Annotated in this window: 18 protein-coding genes and 1 pseudogene; 16 read left to right on the top strand and 3 right to left on the bottom strand. The window is 64.6% G+C overall.

Annotated features, from left to right (window positions below):
* The first annotated feature begins 206 nt into the window (after nt 1-206).
* The 5 genes and pseudogenes from QZM35_RS36165 (at nt 207) to QZM35_RS36145 (ending at nt 2826) form a co-directional block, all read left to right on the top strand.
* Complete coding sequence (locus QZM35_RS36165; RefSeq protein ID WP_301777686.1) at nt 207-701, top strand: DUF4265 domain-containing protein; 495 nt, start codon at nt 207-209, stop codon at nt 699-701.
* A 75-nt stretch (nt 702-776) separates the two neighbouring features.
* Nucleotides 777-1099, top strand: a pseudogene (locus tag QZM35_RS36160) (RHS repeat domain-containing protein); the annotation flags it as partial.
* Nucleotides 1100-1489: 390 nt separating this feature from the next.
* Nucleotides 1490-2212 carry a hypothetical protein gene (locus QZM35_RS36155; RefSeq protein ID WP_301777685.1) on the top strand — a complete coding sequence of 241 codons (723 nt, stop codon included), beginning with the start codon at nt 1490-1492 and terminating at the stop codon, nt 2210-2212.
* Nucleotides 2213-2289: 77 nt separating this feature from the next.
* Entirely contained in the window at nt 2290-2442 is a 153-nt protein-coding gene (locus tag QZM35_RS36150; RefSeq protein ID WP_174975215.1) for a hypothetical protein, read from the top strand.
* Nucleotides 2443-2508: 66 nt separating this feature from the next.
* The gene (locus QZM35_RS36145; protein ID WP_301777684.1) at nt 2509-2826 is read left to right on the top strand and encodes a hypothetical protein; all 318 of its coding nucleotides are present in this window, start codon (nt 2509-2511) and stop codon (nt 2824-2826) included.
* Nucleotides 2827-2915: 89 nt separating this feature from the next.
* On the opposite strand, the gene icmH is transcribed toward QZM35_RS36145, so the two are convergent.
* From icmH to tssJ, 3 genes are all read right to left on the bottom strand, one after another.
* A complete protein-coding gene (gene icmH / locus QZM35_RS36140) occupies nt 2916-3698 on the bottom strand; it encodes a type IVB secretion system protein IcmH/DotU (RefSeq protein ID WP_089424354.1) in 783 nt (260 codons plus the stop codon).
* Complete coding sequence (gene tssK, locus QZM35_RS36135) at nt 3695-5041, bottom strand: type VI secretion system baseplate subunit TssK (protein ID WP_039352024.1); 1347 nt, start codon at nt 5039-5041, stop codon at nt 3695-3697. Before tssK ends, icmH begins: the two co-directional genes overlap by 4 nt.
* Before the next feature lie 103 nt (nt 5042-5144).
* Entirely contained in the window at nt 5145-5756 is a 612-nt protein-coding gene (tssJ, locus tag QZM35_RS36130; protein WP_089424355.1) for a type VI secretion system lipoprotein TssJ, read from the bottom strand.
* A 374-nt stretch (nt 5757-6130) separates the two neighbouring features.
* Here tssJ and QZM35_RS36125 point away from each other — a divergent pair, with 374 nt between their 5' ends.
* The 11 genes from QZM35_RS36125 (at nt 6131) to QZM35_RS36075 (ending at nt 20542) form a co-directional block, all read left to right on the top strand.
* Entirely contained in the window at nt 6131-6760 is a 630-nt protein-coding gene (locus QZM35_RS36125) for a M48 family metallopeptidase (protein ID WP_089424356.1), read from the top strand.
* 46 nt (nt 6761-6806) lie between these two features.
* Nucleotides 6807-7322: a type VI secretion system contractile sheath small subunit gene (gene tssB, locus QZM35_RS36120; RefSeq protein ID WP_027783377.1), complete on the top strand. Its 516-nt coding sequence runs from the start codon at nt 6807-6809 to the stop codon at nt 7320-7322.
* Between the two features lie 15 nt (nt 7323-7337).
* On the top strand, nt 7338-8828 hold the full coding sequence (gene tssC / locus QZM35_RS36115; protein ID WP_011350759.1) for a type VI secretion system contractile sheath large subunit: 1491 nt from the start codon (nt 7338-7340) through the stop codon (nt 8826-8828).
* 70 nt (nt 8829-8898) lie between these two features.
* Complete coding sequence (locus tag QZM35_RS36110; RefSeq protein ID WP_006477093.1) at nt 8899-9402, top strand: type VI secretion system tube protein Hcp; 504 nt, start codon at nt 8899-8901, stop codon at nt 9400-9402.
* Between the two features lie 63 nt (nt 9403-9465).
* On the top strand, nt 9466-9951 hold the full coding sequence (tssE, locus tag QZM35_RS36105) for a type VI secretion system baseplate subunit TssE (RefSeq protein WP_021161818.1): 486 nt from the start codon (nt 9466-9468) through the stop codon (nt 9949-9951).
* 77 nt (nt 9952-10028) lie between these two features.
* Entirely contained in the window at nt 10029-11864 is a 1836-nt protein-coding gene (tssF, locus tag QZM35_RS36100; protein ID WP_089424357.1) for a type VI secretion system baseplate subunit TssF, read from the top strand.
* Nucleotides 11828-12928 (top strand): type VI secretion system baseplate subunit TssG, encoded by a 1101-nt coding sequence (gene tssG, locus QZM35_RS36095; RefSeq protein ID WP_089424358.1) that lies wholly within the window; start codon nt 11828-11830, stop codon nt 12926-12928. Before tssF ends, tssG begins: the two co-directional genes overlap by 37 nt.
* A 50-nt stretch (nt 12929-12978) precedes the next feature.
* Nucleotides 12979-15648, top strand: coding sequence for a type VI secretion system ATPase TssH (gene tssH / locus QZM35_RS36090; RefSeq protein WP_089424359.1), 2670 nt, complete (start codon nt 12979-12981; stop codon nt 15646-15648).
* Nucleotides 15649-15690: 42 nt separating this feature from the next.
* The gene (gene tssA / locus QZM35_RS36085; RefSeq protein ID WP_089424360.1) at nt 15691-16812 is read left to right on the top strand and encodes a type VI secretion system protein TssA; all 1122 of its coding nucleotides are present in this window, start codon (nt 15691-15693) and stop codon (nt 16810-16812) included.
* Nucleotides 16813-16934: 122 nt separating this feature from the next.
* Nucleotides 16935-19493 carry a type VI secretion system Vgr family protein gene (locus QZM35_RS36080; protein WP_301777683.1) on the top strand — a complete coding sequence of 853 codons (2559 nt, stop codon included), beginning with the start codon at nt 16935-16937 and terminating at the stop codon, nt 19491-19493.
* Nucleotides 19493-20542 (top strand): DUF4123 domain-containing protein, encoded by a 1050-nt coding sequence (locus QZM35_RS36075; protein ID WP_089424362.1) that lies wholly within the window; start codon nt 19493-19495, stop codon nt 20540-20542. Before QZM35_RS36080 ends, QZM35_RS36075 begins: the two co-directional genes overlap by 1 nt.
* The last annotated feature ends 15 nt before the right edge of the window (nt 20543-20557 follow it).

The raw sequence follows: 20557 nt of genomic DNA, 5'->3' as shown, positions 1-20557 counted from the left end.
AAAGAGGTGAACGGCGAGCGCACGGTGTTCGGGTGGGATGGCGACATGCTGGCGTATGAGAGCGGGGAGCAGGGCAGCACGCATTACCTTTACGAAGCGGGTTCGTTCGTGCCGATGGTGCAGTACGTGAGTGCATCGGTCTGGTAATCGAGGTGCGTCATCGCTGGGAATGTCGTGTGCCGAAAGAGGTAGCTGTGGGGCGCCCTATGGACGAAATGAATATGGATCTGATAGAGATATTTGTGGGACTGGCCTCGAACGGTGAAGTAGTTCGCGAAGAGCTGCCCGCTCGCAAACTCGATGAGAACATCTACGAACTTCTCGCGTCGCCTGGTTTGGCATTGCACGTTGCAAAAGGCGACATTATCAAGATTGCCTCGCCTTCGGTGCCTGTGGAGATTGTTCGCCGTGGGGGGAACGTGTGCGTTCAAATCTTCGCTGAAAGCAATTTGTCTAGTGACGAGCGCAGGCAAATCGACGAAGATTTCCGGTCGGCGCTATTAGGAAGCGTCGACGGCGAGACGGCTAAAAATATGTGTTTTTCAGTTCCTGCTCGTATTGGATTCCCCGCGATTGAACGCTTCTTTAACGAATTGTCGGATCGGTGCAAACATATCAATTGGTATTTCGGAAATGTCTATGCCGACGACGGGATCACACCGCTGAACTGGTGGGCGCTGGATGATAAAGGCGGGGCATGAAGGCGGCGAATAGGGGCTGCACTCTGTACTTGAAGCAAGCAAGGTGAAGGCCCCGCCGAGTTAGCTTGATTTGCTTACCACTGCGACCAGCTCGGCACACCGCAATTGCTGACGGATGACGAAGGCGATGTGGTGTGGGCAGCGTCGTACAAGGCCTGGGTGAAGCGCGGGAGGTGATCGCGCAGGCGTCGAAGGCGGCCGGAATCACGCCGAAGAATTCGTTGCGGTTCCAGGGGCAGCAAGTCGACGACGAGACGGGGCTCGCATACAACCTTTACCACTACTGCGGTCCTCAAATTGGCCGCTTCGTCAGCAGCGATCCGATCGGATTGGCGGGGGGCATCAACGTTTATCAGTATGCGCCGAACCCGCCGCAATGGATCGATCCGCTCGGGCTGTGTCCCGGGAAAGCAATCATCCGGCAGTCGCGAAGTGAATTCGGGCCTCATTTCGACGTCGAAGTGGTTCCGAATTCGGGGCGAGCGTTGCGAACGCACCCGATGATCGTCGACGATGATCAAAATACAATCATTACCTGGCAGCATATGGCGCCGACATCAACGGTTGAGAATACGATTCACGTCGATTTGCCGGATGCCACCTCGGCGTACCAGGCTCAGGCCAAGCGCCTGGGGCATGACCAGGGTGTGTATGACAAAAATACCAATAGCTGCGTGACGCACGTCGGAGACATTCTGCGGGCCGGCGGCGCGCAGAATGTCCCAACAACGACACATGAAACCATCAAGTGGTTAACTTGCGAACGGGCGACGTCAATAGGGTAAGGCATGGGCAGGATATTGTGCAATTCGCATGGCGCTTCCGGCGTGGTGCATGTTTCAAGTGATATCGCGGCCGATATGAAAGAAGACGCGGGGCGATTGCAGATGTTCCGCTATGACATCGACTGGCTTGGAGATGGGCTCCCCGACATCTCGTACTTCGTTTCGGCGGATATTGCGAAGCAGTCCGGGTTGCCCGAGCCTAGTGACACACCATTTGGCCCGGATTTCGAAGAAGCGCATGCGGCCGTCTTTGACGGGCTTGTCCCTGTTTGCGAAAAGTGTTTTGACGAATATCTGAACAGGACCGCGTTACCGGCTCGACCCGGCAGGCACGCGGCGTCAGCTTTCCACGATCCTGAGCGGATCGCGGTAATCCCGATCGTGACGACGGTTCAGTACCCCTCACTTGCCGCTGCATTTCAGGCACACTCGGTGCGGATAGCGGACTGGGGATACATGCGTTGCCGAGAGGCTGACCTCGCTGCGTCCGGCGTGGTGTTCTTCGATGATGTCGAAGATCCCGGAACCTGCCGGCGTGCCGCGTTTGCGGGGCGGGCTGGCAATCTGATCGTGTTGACCATCGACGTTGCTTCGATGCGGGACGTGGTTCTGTTCGCGTCCGATAGTCGCATCGACACGAACCGGATGTGGCGTGACGCGCTACCCGTTGAATGGTCGGGCTGGATCGAAGCATTCGATATCGTGTATTTCGGGAAACCGACATAGCGGGTTTGAATTCGCCGGAATTCGGCCTGGAACCTGTTACATCGAGTGCGCACAACGTCCGTCGGGAGCCGAGCGAAATGGACACCGGATTCGTTGCGGACGTCGTGACTGGCATGTCCGAAGACGGCGTGCATATCGTCGGTCTCGCAGATCACGACCCGCCATCCAGTAACCAGCAGATCGACCTGCGACGACAACTTGCCAATCACGCTGGCGTGGAATTGGCATAATCACGCGCGGCCGCTGCGATCTTGCGGCGGCCATGCCGCATTCACTTCGATACAACCGCAATACCCATGTCGACCACCGCCGCGACCGTCGTGTCGCTGAAACACATTCTCGAACGCCCGGGCGAGTTCTCCGGATGGCTCTATCTCCCGCCGACGCCATGGACGCTCGACACGGAGGGGGCATTCTCCGAAGACACCAAAGACTCTGAGGACGAAGCCGTGCCGGCCATTGCCCGGCAGCCTGGCTGGCAAGTGACGCTGGACAGCGCGACGATCGAGGACATCGTGATCAACGCGCATGACCAGATCGACGAACCGACGCTCGCTCAGTTGTTCGACGCGTTCGTGTTCTACGTCGACAACGACGCGTTCATCCTGTTCTGACGTCACACCGCGAGCACGCCACAAACAAAAAAGGACCGCCAAGCGGTCCTTTTTTCATGAAGCATCAGCGCCGGAACGACGCTCACCCCTCAAGGCAACGAAATCGTCAAATTAGCCGACTCTGGCCCGACCTTGATGACTTGGGAATAAGGCGCCAGCGCCTGCAGCGTCTTGTCCTTGAGATACGTGTTGAGCCCGAGATACCCGAGCAGCGCGACCAGCGCGAACACGGCCCCAATCGCCCAAACCGGCACTTCACGCTTGAGTCGATGCGCGATCTGATCCGGCAGCGGCCAATGCGGCGCAAACGCGGCCCGCTTACCCTTCATATGCGCGATCTCATCGCCCAGCCGCGCGGTGAGGTAAGCCAGCTTCTCCGGCCCCTCGAGCAGATACTTCCCCTGGAACCCGAGCAGCAGGCACATATGAAACACCTCGAGCGACTGCAGCCGCGCCGCACCCTGCGCGCGACATTCCTCGAGATACTGGAAGAACTTCTCGCCCGCGAGCTGCTCGCCGAACAGCACGAGCTGCAGCGGTCGGCGCTCCCACTCCGTGCGGATCTTGAACTGCGACGACAGCACCATCTCGTCGATCGCCGCGCAGAACGCGAACTTCGCGCCGTACACGTCTTCAGCCGCGATATTCAGCTTCTTCGCGCCGCGCTCGAAGTCCGACAGGAATTCCTGGATGCGCGTGCTGAACTCGCCCGCGCTCTCCGGCTCCCGCCCGTTCTTGAGCAGGAACAGCATGAAGAACCCGTCGTACAGCAGGTCGAGCAGCGAACGGGCCTGGAACGAGGCGTCGGTCGACGCCGGCGTGTGCAGCGGGGCCGGCGCGTTGTCGCCGAACAGGGAAGGCGCGTAGCTCATGATGTGACCGCGATCAGTTCGAATTTCAGGTCATTGATGCCAGTCGGCGCGTAGATCATCGCGGACTGGGCCTGCAGCATGCGCTCGTACAGCGGGCTACGCGAATCGAGCGCGAAGTAGCATGCGCCGGGGCGCACCGGAATCGCGGGCGGCACCTGCGGCGTGTACGAAAGCCGCACGCCGGGCATGGCCGACAGCACGAGCTTGTCGACGTCGTCGGGCGCGCCGACCTTGAAGCGGGCCGGCACCGCATCGACGAGCTCGACGCTCGGCATGTCCGCGGACACCGCCAGGTAGAACTCGGTCTTGTCGTCGATCTTGCCGGAATCGAGGCGGCCGAGGTGGAACGACGGGCGCACCTCGTCGAGCGTGATCGCGAAGTAGCGCGTCGAGATCACGGTGTCGAGCAGCTCGCGCAGCATCAGGTCGAGACGCGCGAAGCTCGGGCCCGGATCATCGTGGCGGTACACCGGCAGGTCGGCGAGCGTATAGCCCTTCGAGAACGTCATCAGCTGGCCTGCGAGGCGCAGCAGTTCCTGGAACAGCCGCTCCGGATGCAGCGCCGAATGCTGGTGCAGGTGTGCGAGCGTCGCGAACGCGGCGTTCGCGGTGTGCAGCAGCCAGAACGACGCGATGTCGCCCGAGCGGAATTCGATGATGTTCTTCGACGGCTCGCGGTGGAAGCCGTACAGCGCGTTCACCTTCGCCTGCAGCGCGTCGACGAGCTGGCGCAGCCGCTGGTGGAGGATCGGCGACGCGTCGATCGCGAGGCACGGCGGCACGAAGCTGTCGTCGATCTCGAAGCCGGACGTCGCGGTGCGGCGCACGCGCACGAGCGGCACCGACAGCAGCTGGTCGCGCGGTTCGCTGTGCGCGATCAGCTTGACCTGCGTCTTCAGGAACGTGATGTCGGCTTCGGCGGCGTCGGTGAAGTTGTCGCCGACGCTCGTCTGCTCGCTGACGAAGCGCGTCATGAAGCCGGCGGCCGGATCGTCGCTGTAGTTGGTGCCGTTCTCGCGCAGCGGGTGCAGCGCGAGATAGAACACGAATTCGTTGATGCCGTCAGGCAGCGTGTCCAGCGCGATCGGCGGCGGCAGGTCGTCGGCCTGCGGCGCGGCATACAGCGCGCCGTCCGGGAACACGAGCGCAAGCTCGGCCACCCGCAGCACGTTGCTGCCGAGCGCATCGCGGTCGATGCGCACCGAGCGCACGCCCCAGTTGTACGGCTGGATCGCCTGGATCGATTCGAACAGGCGCGCTTCGTGGTACGCGTCCTGTCGCTGAAAGTGTTGAGGCCGGAGGAACAGCCCTTCCCCCCACAGCACCTTGGCCGAATAACTCATGTCAAATCCGGTTAATGTCGCGTTGCGATGTAATCGATTTGTTCGTGCCCGAATTAAATCGCCAATTGTTAACTCTTGTTAATTGACATTCGTGCGTCATTGTTTAACCGCAGGAGACCGAAGAAAGCAAATTCAGCGGTTGTGAAGGCGCACCCTGTTGCGGTGCGATGACAGTGCCGTCGGTGACCGTCATCGCGCAATTATGCAGGCCGATGATTATGCCGGATTTCTCCGACTTCACCGGGTCGAACGTCAGTTTCCATCGTTGTAAGGCGGGATCGCGGAACAGCGCGACGATGCCGAATGCCTGCGCTTCGCGCGAAACCTTCTCGGTCGCCGTATAGCGCTGGCCCGGAATCAGCGTGATTTCACGCACGTTCAGCAGATCCGCACCCAATGCGGCCTTTTCCTTGGTCGGATCCGTGAATGCGTCGAACGGCGCCTGCTGGAACGACGTCGGGTCCTTCAGCGTATAGAGCCGCACGACGAGCGCGAGCGGCTTGTGGTCGGTTGCGGCATTCAGGTTCGGCGCGGCGGCCAGCGTGATGCCGAGGTTGCGCGGCGGCTTCTGCGCGTCGGGCACCTCGGGCTTGCCGATGCCGGCCGCGGACATCACGGCGCTCGCGGCCGAGCCGAGCAGCGGGGCGGCCGCGCATCCGGCCAGAAGCGCGCAGGCAACCAGTGGCAGCGCGTAGCGAATCATCAACGATCTCATCGTATTTCCGGCGGGCTGCCTTTTATCCCTGTCAAATCTGCCGGGTATTTCCGCGTTCGCTGCGTGTCCCCGGCATTGCACTGTTCAACTATTAAGCACGCCCGCGTCGAGGCAGGCGCCCGGAAATTTTTGCCACCGTCCGGGCGGCGCGTCGCGAAACCAGTAAAACTTGCCCGTTCCGGCCGAAAGAAAAATCGCTGCGAGCCCGCTGCGAGAGGCCATTGGAGGGGGTAGCGCCCGGTTTTAAAAGGAATTACTCTTCACACGACGATTGAATTATGAAAAATTGATCGGTACTATACCCGCGCGCTTCTTGCAAAGCAAAAGAACCAGATTCTCAACGATTTAAAACTCACGCGCCGGTGGATATAACGATGAAAGACCGTCTCTTCGCAAAACTGTCTGGGGTAGTAGTGGCTTGCGGCGTGATCGCAGGTTGTGCGAGCCAGCCTCCGGCGCCGCCGACTGCCGAAGTGTTCAACAAGTCGCTGGCGGATGCGGACGCAGTTGCGAAGGCGGGGGACCAGGACAAGGCGCTCGGCCTGTATCAGCAGCTCGCGAAGTCGGATCCGACGCGCGAAGAGCCGTGGTCGCGCATCGCGCAAATCCAGTTCGCCCAGAACCATTACGGCCAGGCAATCGTTGCCGCGCAGGAAGCGCTGCAGCGCGACGCGACCGATCGTCAGGCGAAGAGCGTGCTGGCCGTGGCCGGCCTGCGGATCGCGACGCAGTCGCTCGGCGAGCTGCGCCAGGATTCGTCGCTCGCGGGTGACGCGAAGTCGGATGCGCAGGCGCTCGCGAAGCAGCTGCGCGACACGCTGGGCGAATCGGCGCTGTTCCCGCCGGAAACGAAGGTCGTGAAGCCGCGCCAGACGCGCCGTGTCGTTCATCGTGCGAAGACCGGCGGTGCACCGGCGGCCGAAGCAGCGGCGACCAGCACGCCGACGCCGCCCACCACGCCGCAAAAGGGCGGCGCCGACCCGTTCGGCGCACTGCGCAACTGACCGCAAGACTGACGCGATAACCACAACTAACCTGGGAGCCGTCGAGATGGCCAAGAAAGAAAGCATTCAGAAAAGCTTGCAGAAAATACGGCCGCCGCGCGTCCAATTGACCTATGAGGTCGAGAAGGGCGATGCGATCGAGGTGAAGGAACTGCCGTTCGTCGTCGGGGTCGTCGGCGATCTGGCGGGCCAGTCCGAAATCGAGCAGCCGAAGCTGCGCGACCGTAAATTTGTCAACATCGATCGCGACAATTTCGACGACGTGATGAAGGCGATCGAGCCGCGTGCCGCGTTCCAGGTGGAAAACCGCCTGAGCCCGGAAGGCGGCAAGTTCGCGGTCGACCTGAAGTTCCGTTCGCTGTCGGATTTCAGCCCGGACGAAGTCGTCGAACAGGTCGAGCCGCTGCGCCGCCTGCTCGAGGCGCGCTCGAAGCTCGCCGACCTGCGCAACAAGCTCGCCGGCAACGACAAGCTCGAGGATCTGCTGTCCGAGGTGCTGAAGAACACGCAGCAGCTGCAGGAGCTCGCGAAGGGCACGGGCAGCGACAAAGACGGCGAATGACGACGGAGTGTTGAGATGAACCAGCAAACGGCTGCGGCCCAAGCGAGCGGCGCGGACTACGCCGCCGGGACCTCGCTGCTCGACGACATCGTCGAGAAGAGCAAGGTCGCGAAATCCGATTCCGAGCATGCGCGTGCGAAGGACCTGATCGGCGAACTCGTGCACCAGGTGCTCGACGGCACGGTGATCGTGTCGGACAACCTGTCGGCCACGATCGACGCGCGCGTCGCGGAACTGGACCGCCTGATTTCCACGCAGCTTTCCGCAGTGATGCACGCGCCGGAATTCCAGCGCCTCGAAAGCACGTGGCGCGGGATGGACTACCTGGTCAAGGAAAGCAACACCGGCCAGACGATCAAGATCAAGGCGCTGCACGCGCCGAAGCGCGACCTCGTGCGCGATTTCAAGGGCGCGAGCGAGTTCGACCAGAGCGCGCTGTTCAAGAAGGTCTACGAAGAAGAATTCGGCACGTTCGGCGGCTCGCCGTTCGGTGCGCTGATCGGCGATTACGAGATCTCGCGCCAGCCGGAAGACATGTACTTCATCGAGCAGATGTCGCACGTCGCGGCGGCCGCGCATGCGCCGTTCATCGCGTCGGCATCGCCCGAGCTGCTCGGCCTCGAGTCGTTCTCCGACCTCGGCAAGCCGCGCGACCTGGGCAAGGTGTTCGATACGGTCGAATATGCGAAGTGGAAGTCGTTCCGCGACGCCGAAGATTCGCGCTACGTCGGCCTGACGCTGCCGCGCTTCCTCGGCCGCCTGCCGTTCAATCCGAAGGACGGCCAGACCGCGGAGAACTTCAACTTCGTCGAGGACGTCGACGGCACCGACCACGACAAGTACCTGTGGTGCAACGCCGCGTGGGCGTTCGCTGCGCGCCTGACGGCCGCATTCGACGACTTCGGCTGGTGCGCGGCGATCCGCGGCGTCGAAGGCGGCGGCCTCGTCGAGGACCTGCCGACCCACACGTTCAAGACCGACGACGGTGAAGTCGCGCTGAAGTGCCCGACCGAAATCGCGATCACCGATCGCCGCGAGAAGGAGCTGAGCGACCTCGGCTTCATCCCGCTCGTCCATTGCAAGAACTCAGATTACGCCGCGTTCTTCGCTGCGCAGTCGGTGCAGAAACCCAAGAAATACAGCACCGACAGCGCGAATGCGAACGCCGTCCTGTCCGCCCAGCTTCAGTACATCTTCTCGGTATCGCGCGTCGCGCACTACCTGAAGGCGATGATGCGGGACAAGATCGGCAGCTTCGCATCGGCGCAGAACGTGGAGACTTTCCTCAACCGGTGGATTTCGCAATACGTCCTGCTCGACGACAACGCCTCGCAGGAACAGAAAGCGCAATTTCCGCTGCGCGAGGCATCCATACAAGTGTCGGAGATTCCGGGCAAGCCGGGCTCGTATCGTTCGGTCGCGTTCCTGCGCCCGCACTTTCAGCTCGACGAACTCTCGATTTCTCTGCGACTTGTCGCTGATCTGCCCAAACCGGCAAATTCATAAGCGAGTAAATCGCCCGGGCGGGCCGCCTGGGTAGGACGTTAAAACCACCTCTTTGGGGAGTCGAAGGGCCATGTTACATATGCACTTGCAGTTTGGTAGTCCCGCGGTGAAGGGCGAATCCGCGGACAAGGACCACCAGGGCTGGATCGAGCTGAAATCGTGGGATCACTCGATCGTTCAGCCGCGTTCGGCAACCGCATCGACCGCTGGCGGTCACACGATGACGCGTTGCGAACACGGCGACATGATCTTCACGAAGGAAATCGATTCGTCGAGCCCGCTGCTGTACCAACACGCTTCGGGCGGCACCACGTTCGACGAGGTGACGGTCCATTTCTCGCGCGCTGACGGTGAAGGCAAGCGCGTGCAGTATCTGGAAGTCAAGCTCAAGTACGTGATCATCTCGAGCATCGCCCCGAGCGTTCGCGAAGAAGGTCTGCCGCTCGAGACGTTCTCGCTGAAGTACGCAGCTGTGCAGTGGAAGCAAACCCAGCAGAAGATCGGCGGCAACCAGGGCGGCAACACGCAGGGCGCCTGGAGTCTGACGAAGAACGACAAGACCTACGCGGTCTAAGGTCGGTTGCGGCAACGGGGCGCTCGGCGTCCCCGTTGCCGTTTTCGCTGTACATACCGGCCGATGAAACGATTCGAACCCAGTTTTCTCGACAAGCTGTTCGACGACGAACCGCACCTGCCGGCCTCGGCAGCGATGCGGCAATTGTCGCTGGACGAGCTCAAGAACACGGTCGCCCGCGACGTCGAGGCGATCCTCAACACCCGTATCGCCCACACCGAGAACGAGCTGGCCACGCTGCCGGAGTGCCAGAAGTCGGTGCTGACCTACGGGCTGAACGATTTCGCGGGGCTGAGCCTGGCGAGTCACTACGATCGCGCGTTCATCTGCAAGTCGATCCAGCAGGCCATCGCACGCCACGAGCCGCGCCTGCAGCAGGTGCAGGTGACGTTCGAGCTGAACGAGCAGGCCACCAACGCGCTTTACTTCGCGATCCAGGCGCTGCTCGTCGTGCACCCGGCCGAGGAGCCGGTGAGTTTCGACGCGATGCTGCAGCCTTCGACGCTGCAGTATTCGGTCACGCGCGCACGCGCCGCAAGAATGCAGTAAATCAAGCCGCCGAGCGGGCCGGACCGCCCGGTGGTGGATCAGGGTCCGGCAGGAAATATTGAGGTTCGGGGTCGTCGATGGAAGAATTGCTGCCGTATTACGAGCGCGAATTATCGTTTTTGCGGCGCTATTCGCGAGATTTCGCCGAACGCTATCCGAAGATCGCGGCGCGGCTCGCGCTGTCCGGCGAGCATTGCGAGGATCCGCACGTCGAGCGGATGATCGAGTCGTTCGCGCTGCTCGGCGCGCGCATCAACAAGAAGCTCGACGACGATTACCCGGAATTCACCGAAGCGCTGCTGGAAGTGCTGTATCCGCACTACCTGCGGCCGTTCCCGTCGTGCTCGATCGCGCAGTTCACGCCGGCGTCGCCCGGCCAGCAGACCGAACCGGTCGTGATCGATCGCGGCACCGAGCTGAAGAGCCGCCCGATCCGCGGCGTGCAGTGCCGGTTCCGTACCGCCTATGACGTGACGCTCGCGCCGATCCGCATCTCGGAAGCCCGCTACACGCCGGTCGCGCTCGCGCCGAGCGCGACGGTGCTGCCGTCGAACGCGACGGGCGTGATCTCGATCACGTTCGAATCGCTCGCCGCGCAGCTCGATCTCGGCGCGCTGAAGCTGCCGACGCTGCGCGCGCACCTGCACGGCGAACAGTCGTTCGTCGCCGCGCTGACCGACTGCCTGTTCGTCAACGTGCTCGGCGCGTATGTCGAGCCCGAACGCAACGGCCGCTGGACCGCGCTGCGCAAGCTGCCGATCGCGCATGCCGGCTTCGACGAGGACGACGCGCTGATCGACTACCCGGCGAAATCGCATCCCGCGTATCGCCTGCTCACCGAATACTTCGCATTCCCCGACAAGTTCGATTTCGTCGACTTCGACATCGCGGCGATCGCGCGCGCGAGCGGCCGCTGCCAGCGCGCGACGCTGCATCTCGTGCTGCAGGACGTGCGCAGCGATTCGCATGTCGCGCGGCTGCTCGAACTGTTGACGGCGAGCCACTTCCGGCTGTTCTGCACGCCGATCGTCAACCTGTTCCGCCAGCACGGCGAACCGATCCGCATCACGCACCGCGCGGTGTCCTACCCGGTGATCGCCGAGGCGCGGCGCGCGTTCGCGTACGAGGTGTATTCGATCGATTCGGTGAAGCTCGTCAGGCAACAGGCGCACGAGGAATCGGTGATCGAGTTCCGGCCGTTCTATTCGCTGCATCACGGCGAATCGGCGCGGATCGGCCATTACTGGTTCGCGCGCCGCAACGACTGGGTCGCGCAGAAGAGCCCCGGCTACGAAACCGAGATCTCGATCGTCGACATCGATTTCGAGCCGACGTCGCCGCAGACCGACACGCTGAGCCTCGACCTCACCTGCACGAACCGCGACCTGCCGGCGATGCTCGCGTTCGGGCTCGAAGGCGGCGACCTGTTCCAGGAAGGCGGTGCGCAGACGAGCGGCATTTCACTGCTGCGCCGCCCGACGCAGAGCGTGCGCTTCGAGCGCGGCCGCGCCGCGCACTGGCGGCTCGTGTCGCATCTCGCGCTCAATCATGTGTCGCTGGTCGCGCACGGCCTCGCGCCGCTGAAGGAAATGCTGACGCTGTACGACCTGCGGCGCACCGCCGTGTCGATGCGCCAGATCGACGGCCTGGCCGGCATCGAGCAGCGCGGCGCCGTGCAGTGGCTGCCCGGCAAGCCGTTCGCGACCTTCGTGCGCGGCATCGAGATCCGCCTGACGATCGACGAGGAACACTTCGTCGGCGCGAGCCTGGCCTCGTTCGTGCGTGTGCTCGACAGCTTCTTCGGGCTGTACGTGCACCTCAACAGTTTCGTTCAACTAGTCGTCGTGTCGAAGCGCACCGGCGAGGAGATCATCCGATGCAAGCCCCGGACCGGCGAATCGATCCTGGCGTAGTCGACGCGCTGCTCGACGAACCGCACCGCTTCGAGTTCTTCCAGGCGGTGCGCGTGCTCGAAGGGCTGTTCGCGCGGCAGGCGTCGGACGCGCCCGGCGCGTGGCGGCAGGGCGACGTGGTCGCGCAGCGCATCGAATTCCGCAACACGCTGTCGCTCGGCTTTCCGCCGAGCGAGATCGAAGGCGCGCGTTCGTTCGACGACGACGGCACCCACCTCGACACGGGCGAGGCGCGCGGCGCCGCGCTCGCGGCCGGTGAGCTCGGCCACGTCGAGCTGACGCCCGCGTTCTTCGGGCTGCTCGGCGGGCAGGGCGCGCTGCCGCTGCATTACACCGAGCAGATCGTCGCGCGCGAGCACCTGAAGCGCGATCATGCGGCGCGTGCCTTCTTCGACGTGTTCTCGAACCGCGCGACCGCGCTGTTCTATGCCGCGTGGAAGAAATACCGGCTGCCGTTCCACTACGAACTCGACCGTGACGAGCGCTATCTGCCGCTGCTGCTCGCGATCGCGGGCGTGCCGAGCGACGAGGTGCGCGACAGTCTCGCGGCCGGCGTGGGCGGCGTGCTCGACGAGGCCGTGGCCGGCTATGCGCTCGCCGCGCGGCACCGGCCGATGTCGGCCGCCTACCTGCAGCGCACGCTGTCCGACTACTTCCGCGTGCCGGTGAAGATCGACCAGTTCGTCGGCAAGTGGTACGACGTGCCGCCCGACCAGCTGAGCGTGCTCGGCGAAGTCAACGCGGTGCTCGGCGCGACGGCGCTCGTCGGCGAACGCGTGTGGCAGCGCGACATGCGCGCGCGGATAGTCGTCGGCCCGCTGTCCAAGCGCGACTACGAGGCGTTCCTGCCCGGCGGCGCGCACGCCATCGCACTGGAGCGGATGCTGACGCTGCTTGCCGGCGTCACGCTCGAATACGAGGTGAAGCTCGTGCTCAAGCGCACCGAGGTCGGTGCGAGCGTGCTCGGCGCGGGCTCGCGGCTCGGCTGGGACGCGTTCCTCTGCACGCGCGACGCGGTCGAGGACCGCTCCGACGCCCGCTACGAACTGCACGTGATTCACTGATTCCGAACGACAACAAACACGCAATCGAACCTGAGACTGAGATCGACGCCATGAGCACGCCTCTGAAGACCCTGATCACGAAACTGAACCCGCTGTGCCGCCACGCGACCGAGCGTGCGGCGAGCGCGTGCCTGGCGCGCGGCCACTACGAGGTCGATCTCGAGCACCTGTTCCTCGCGTTGCTCGACGAAGCGACGGGCGACCTGCCGCTCGCCCTGCGCGCGAGCCGCGTCGATCCGCACGCGCTGCACGCCGATCTCGAGCGCGAACTGACGCGCCTGAAGACGGGCAACACGCGCACGCCGGTGTTCTCCGTGCACCTGATCGCGCTGTTCGAACAGGCCTGGCTGATCGCGTCGCTCGACTCGCAGCTCGGCCGCATCCGTTCGGGGCACCTGCTGCTCGCGCTGCTGACCGCGCCCGATCTCGCGCAATTCGCGCAGCGGATGTCGTCGCAGTTCGCGGAAATGAACGTGACGGACCTGAAGCACAAGTTCGACGAGATCATGGCCGGCTCGAGCGAAGCCGAGCCGCGTCAGGCGGACGACGAAGGCAGCGACGTCGCGCCGGCCGCCGACGGCCTGGCGCCTGCGGCCGGCCCGTCGAAGACGCCCGCGCTCGACACGTACACGACCAACCTCACGCAGCGCGCACGCGACGGCAAGATCGACCCGGTGATCGGCCGCGAAGCCGAGATCCGCCAGGCGATCGACATCCTGATGCGCCGCCGCCAGAACAACCCGATCATGACCGGCGAGGCCGGCGTCGGCAAAACGGCGGTCGTCGAGGGGCTCGCGCTGCGCATCGCGGCCGACGACGTGCCTCCGCCGCTGCGTGGCGTCGCGCTGCACGTGCTCGACATGGGGCTGCTGCAGGCCGGCGCGAGCGTGAAGGGCGAGTTCGAGAACCGCCTGAAGAGCGTGATCGACGAGGTGAAGAAGAGCGCGCATCCGATCATCCTGTTCATCGACGAGGCGCACACGATCATCGGCGCGGGCGGCCAGGCCGGCCAGAACGACGCGGCGAACCTGCTGAAGCCGGCGCTCGCGCGCGGCGAGCTGCGCACGATCGCCGCGACGACGTGGAGCGAATACAAGAAGTACTTCGAGAAGGACGCGGCGCTCGCGCGGCGCTTCCAGGTCGTGAAGGTCGAGGAGCCGAGCGAGCCGCTCGCGGCCGCGATGCTGCGCGGGATGTCCGGCCTGATGGAGAAGCACTTCAACGTGCGGATCCTCGACGACGCGATCACCGAGGCCGTGCGCCTGTCGCATCGCTACATCAGCGGCCGCCAGCTGCCGGACAAGGCGATCAGCGTGCTCGACACCGCGTGCGCGAAGGTCGCGCTCGCGCACAGCGCGACGCCGGCGGCGATCGACGACACGAAGAAGCGCATCGAGCGCATCGACGCGGAGATCGCGTCGCTGGAGCGCGAGGCAGCGGGCGGCGCATCGCACGACGAGCGGCTCGGCGAGCTGCGCGGCACGCGCGATACGGCGCTCGAGCAACTGGCGAAGGACGAAGCGCGCTATGAAGCCGAGCGCGTGATCGTCGCCGAGATCACCGAACTGCGCGAAGCGCTCGACAAGGCACGCGGCCCGTCGGAAGACGGCCAGCCGGTCGACGTGCAGGCCACCCGCGACAAGCTCGCCGAACGCGTCGCGGCGCTGCACGCGCTGCAGGGCGGCGAGCCGATGGTGCCGCTGCAGGTCGACGGCCACGTGGTGGCCGAGATCGTCGCCGCGTGGACGGGCATTCCGCTCGGCCGGATGGTGAAGGACGAGATCGACACCGTGATGAACCTGCAGCCGCTGCTCGCCGCGCGCGTGATCGGCCAGGATCACGCGCTGGAAGCGATCGCGCAGCGCGTGCGCACCGCCACCGCGAGCCTCGAGGATCCGAACAAGCCGCGCGGCGTGTTCATGTTCGTCGGGCCGTCGGGCGTCGGCAAGACCGAGACGGCGCTCGCGCTGGCCGACATCCTGTACGGCGGCGAGCGCAAGATGGTCACGATCAACATGAGCGAGTACCAGGAAGCACACAGCGTGTCGGGCCTGAAAGGCTCGCCGCCGGGCTACGTCGGCTACGGCGAAGGCGGCGTGCTGACCGAGGCCGTGCGCCGCAACCCGTATTCCGTCGTGCTGCTCGACGAGGTCGAGAAGGCGCACCCGGACGTGCTCGAGATGTTCTTCCAGGTGTTCGACAAGGGCGCGATGGACGATGCGGAAGGGCGCGAGATCGACTTCCGCAACACGCTGATCATCCTGACGTCGAACGTCGGTTCATCCGCGGTGATGCAGGCGTGCCTGAACAAGCCGGCGGAGGAATTGCCCGATCCGGACGCGCTCGCCGAGACGCTGCGCCCGCAGCTGTACAAGACCTTCAAGCCCGCGTTCCTCGGGCGGATGAAGGTCGTGCCGTACTACCCGATTTCCGACGACGTGCTGGCCGAGATCATCGAGCTGAAGCTCGAGCGGATCCGCCGCCGGATCGAGGCGAACCACAAGGCCGCGTTCGAATGGGACGAGTCGCTCGTCGAGGCGGTGCTCGCGCGCTGCACCGAGGTCGATTCGGGCGCCCGCAACGTCGACCACATCCTGAACGGCACGCTGCTGCCGGAGATCGCGGGCCACGTGCTCGGCCGGATCGCCGACGGCGAGGCCATCGCGCGCATCGCGGTGCGCGCGGACGAGGCCGGCGAATTCACGTACGCCGTCGAATGAGCGCGGCCGAGCAACGCAAGCATTTGATGAACTGACCGAACCATGCCGATCAATCTCCCCGAGCTGCTGACGCCGATCAGCGATGCGTCGCCCAGCGGCGACGACCTGCTGTTTTCGAACGAATTCGACGCGATCCAGGATGCGCGGCGCTACGACGATCCGACGCTCGACCAGGGCGAGTGGGTGACCGAGATCAAGGAGGCCGACTGGGGCTTCGTGGTCGACCATGCGGGCGAGCTGCTGCGCACGCGCACGAAGGACCTGCGGCTCGCCGTGTGGCTGACCGAGGCGCTCGCGCTCGAGGACGGCATCACCGGCCTCACCGAAGGCTATGCGCTGCTCGAGGGCCTGTGCCGCGACTTCTGGGACACCGTGCATCCGTTGCCGGAAGACGACGACACCGAGCACCGGCTCGGCAACGTCGCGTGGCTGTCCGGCCGCACGGCCGAGCTGCTGCGCGCGGTGCCGATGACGGACGGCGCGTCGAACGCGTTCAGCACGCTCGACTGGGAAGTGGCGCAGCACGTCGCGCAGGCCATCAAGCGCGACCCCGAACACGCGGACGACATCGCGCGCGGCAAGCCGTCGATCGAGCAGATCGATTCGTCGCGGCGCGTGACGTCGATCGCGTTCTACACCGCGTTGCTCGCGAACCTGAAGGCGTTCGAGTTCGCGCTCGACGCGTTCGAGGAGCGCCTCGTCGAGCGCGCGGGCGATTCGGCGCCGAGCTTCCGGCAGGCGCGCGACGCGTTCGAGACCGTGTACCGGCTCGCCGAGCGCTTTGCGCGCGAGCAGGGCTATACGGGCAGCGCGCCGCACACGCCCGCGGCGCAGCAGGCGCAGCCCGAGCGTATCGAGCCGGTGTTCGGCAACCCGATCCAGACGGAGGAGACTCACGTGCAGCCGCAGCCCGTTCCGCGCGCCCCGGTGACGCAGATGATCGCCGGCATCCAGAACCGTGCGCAGGCCGTCGACCAGTTGCGCGCGGTCGCCCGCTATTTCCGCCAGACCGAGCCGCACAGCCCGGTCGCGTATCTCGCCGACAAGGCCGCCGAATGGGCCGACATGCCGCTGCACAAGTGGCTCGAGAGCGTCGTGAAGGACGATGGCTCGCTGTCGCATATTCGTGAGTTGCTGGGCGTGCGGCCGGACGAGCAGGCGTGAGCGACGATGCCGCGGCGACGCGCGTGACGCGTGCCCGGACGCCGTCGTGTGGTGAGGGAAGGGCTCTTTCCTGAGAGCGCGGGCCCCGGCGGGTCCGCGGCAAACAAGAAGGTGAGTGACGCATGAACGCGACAGAACTGGCGCAGGCGATTCGCGGCGGCCTGATTCAGCAGGACCGCCTGCTGAAAACGGACATCCCGTCGTTGCCGGACCATGCGCTCGTACCGCGCCGGGCCATGACCCGTTCCGAACTGGGGCGCGATTTCAGCGTGACGCTCGATCTGGTGTCCACCGCGAGCGACGTCGAACTCAAGACGCTGATCGCACAGCCGATCACGCTATGGATCCAGCAGGCGGACCGGTCGTATCGCCCGATCAACGGCTATGTCCATACGGCGCGCCGGCTCGGCGCGGACGGCAGCCTGTCGAGCTACCAGCTCACCTTCGCGTCGTGGATGCACTTCCTCAAGTTCCGCAGCGACATGCGGTATTGGCAGGATCAGAGCGTCGACGCGATCCTCGCCGATGTGTTCGACGCGCATCCCCAGGCCAAGGGCCGGTATCAGTTCGCGCTGTCGAAGCCGCTGCCGTCGCGCTCGTACTGCCGCCAGAGCGAAACCGACTGGAACTTCGTGCATCGCCTGATGGAGGACGAAGGGCTGTTCGGCTTCTGGCGGCATGCCGACGACGGCAAGACCCATACGCTCGTCATTACCGACGATCTGCATGCGGTCGACGAGCTGGCGCCGAAGGCCGTCGGCTTCGATCGCTCGGGAAGCGGCGCGGAAACGACCGGTTTTACGCAATGGGCTGCGTCGAGGACTCTGCAGAGCACGCTGCACACGACGCGCACGTTCGACTACAAGTCACCGTCGTCCGCGGGCAATCCGAACGGCACGACGCTGCCGACCAAGGCCGGCCAGGGCGACCTGCCGGATCAGGCGGAAATCTACGAATACACGGGCGCCTACACGTATCCGGGCCAGGACCGCGGCGAACATCTGTCGAAGATCCGCCTGGAGGAATGGGAGTCGCGCGCGAAGCGTTTCTTCGGCGTGGGCGGCGTGCGCGGGATCGATGCGGGCCGGCGCTTCGCGCTGGTCGATCATCCGGAGCACGACCGCGATCCGGAGCGCGATCGTGAGTTCGCGGCGATCGGCGTGACACGCTACATCGAGAACAACTTGCCGCTGTCGGACCACGAGGCGCACTTCCCGCACAGCCTGCAGGACCGCCTCGCGCAGGCCAAAGCCGGGCACGGTGCGGCGGCTGCGTTCGAAGTCGGGCACGAAGACGGCTCGGCCGGGTTCTATCTCGTCGAGGTCGAAGCGCAACGCGCGGCGGTGCCGTATCGCAGCCCGTTCGAACACAAGAAGCCCGTGATGCAGCTCGAGACGGCCGTCGTCGTCGGGCCGAAGGGCGAAGAGGTGTATACGGACGAGCTGAATCGCATCAAGGTCATGTTCGTCTGGGACCGGCAGAACGAGGGCACCGAAACCGCATCGTGCTGGATGCGTGTCGTGCAGTCGGATACCGGCGGCGGCTATGGGGCCGTCCATATTCCGCGGGTCGGCGAGGAAGTGCTGATCGGCTATATCGGCGGAGACTGCGACCGGCCGATCGTGATGCATCGCGTCTACAACGGGGCAACCAGGCCGCAGTGGCATAGCGACGGCATCCTGTCGGGCTTCCGGTCGAAGGAGTACGCGGGGTCGGGGCACAACGAGATGGTGCTCGACGACGCGACCGGCCAGAACCGTGCACGCCTGTTCAGCAGTAGCGCGAATTCGCTGTTGCATCTCGGCTACCTGATCGAGCAGAACGGCAACACGCGGGGCGCGTATCTCGGCTCGGGGTTCGACTTGCGCACGGATGCATACGGCGCCGTGCGCGCCGGGCAGGGGCTGTACGTCACGACGCATCCGAAGCAGGCGAGCAGCCAGCCGCTCGACGTGCGCGAGGCGCAACAGCAGCTCGTCGATGCCGAGGGGCTGATCGAATCGTTGTCGCAGGTCAGCGAAGCGCATCAGGCCGAAAGCCTCGGCAACGGTCAAGACGCGCTGAAGACGTTCACCGACGCGACGCAGGAGAGCTTGGCGGGCGCGTCGTCGGGCGGCCGGACCGCCGGCGGCGGGACGGGGAACGCGAATGCGTTCAAGGAGCCGGTGATGCTGTTCGCGAGCCCGGCGGGGATCGGGATGGCGTCGCAGCAGTCGGTGCACGTCGCGAGCGACCGGCAGACCAATATCGTCAGCGGTCAAAGCACCTTCATCACGAGCGGCAAGTCGCTGATCGCCGGCATCCGCGACCGCATCAGCTTGTTCGCGCAGAATGCCGGAATGAAGCTGTTCGCCGCGAAGGGCAACGTCGAGGTCCAGGCGCACGCGGACAACATCGAGCTTACCGCGCAGAAGACCGTGAAGCTGGTGGCGGCGACCGAGGCCGTCGATGTGGCCGCGAAGCAGGAGGTCCTGCTGACGTCGGGCGGCGCCTATATCCGGATCAAGGGCGGCAACATCGAGATTCACGCGCCGGGGAAGATCGATTTCAAGGGCGCGCAGCACCAGTTCAGCGGGCCGACGAGCATGCCGTATCCGCTGCCCGCGATGCCGGGCGGCACGTGCAAGCAATGCGTGCTGAACGCGCATAGCGGGCGCGAATCGATGGTCGAGGCGGATTGATGGACGAGGTCAACGACACGGGCGACGTAGTCGATCGGGACGACGCCGTCGAGCCAGGCGAAGCCGTCGACACCGTGCCGAATCCGCGCGAGCCGGCGTGGCCGGCGTTCCTGGAAACACTGAAAGCTTCGCTGGCGCATGCGGACGACGACGGCAGGGCGATGCGGCTTTATGTGCTCGTCGATACGCGCGGCTATCAGGAGCTGGATGTACAACTCGCGACGGTGCGCGGCCTGCGCTATGCGTCGCTCTGGATCGATACCGGGCTCGATGCCTATACCGATATCGCGCCGTACCTGATCGCGTTCGAGCGCGACGCGCTCGACGACGAGCATGGCGAGCATCATCGGCTGCTGCGTCAGCTGTGGCTCGATGCAGTCGATCTGCATGCGGTGACATGGCTGTGGTCGACGTGGACGTTCGATGCGCTCGACGCGCATCTGCGCCGGTATGTGCAGTACAAGCTGCCCAATGGTCGTTCGTACTACCTGTTCTTCTTCGACAACCACGTATTCGAACGTCTGCGGCAGGTGTGGAGCGATGCGCAGACGCGGCAGTTCGTTGCGCCGTTCACCGAGATCCGGTATCGCGATCGTCGGCTCGACGAGGTCGTGTGGCGCAACGATGCGCCGGCGATCGAAGGCGCGGCGCCGGCAGGCGATGCGCCGGGCCTGAGCGAGCAGCAGCACGCTCGGTTGATCGAGCTCGGGTATCCGGACAAGCTCGTGCTGAAGTTTCGCGAGACGATGGGGGCAGTGGTCGATCACTTGTCGGATGCGCAACTGTATGACGAGGTCGTCGAGCAACTCGATCGCGCTGCCGCGCACGGGATTGCCGATGAAGCGGAATTGCAGTGCTACGTGATGACCGGCGTGCTGGTCTCGCCGCGGTTCGACGAGTATCCGGCGGTACAGGCGTGCCTCGAGGCCGTGGCGCAAGGCGAGACGACGCTCAACGATGCGCTGGCGACGATCGACGACGCGACGTGGGATGCGATTCGCGATGCGCATGAGCGGGAATCGCGGGAGACGCTTCGTGGCGTGGCATAGGGTCTCCGTGCTGGG

Source organism: Burkholderia sp. AU45274 (assembly GCF_030482505.1).
GTDB lineage: Bacteria > Pseudomonadota > Gammaproteobacteria > Burkholderiales > Burkholderiaceae > Burkholderia.
This window is presented reverse-complemented; position numbering and strand designations above follow the sequence as displayed.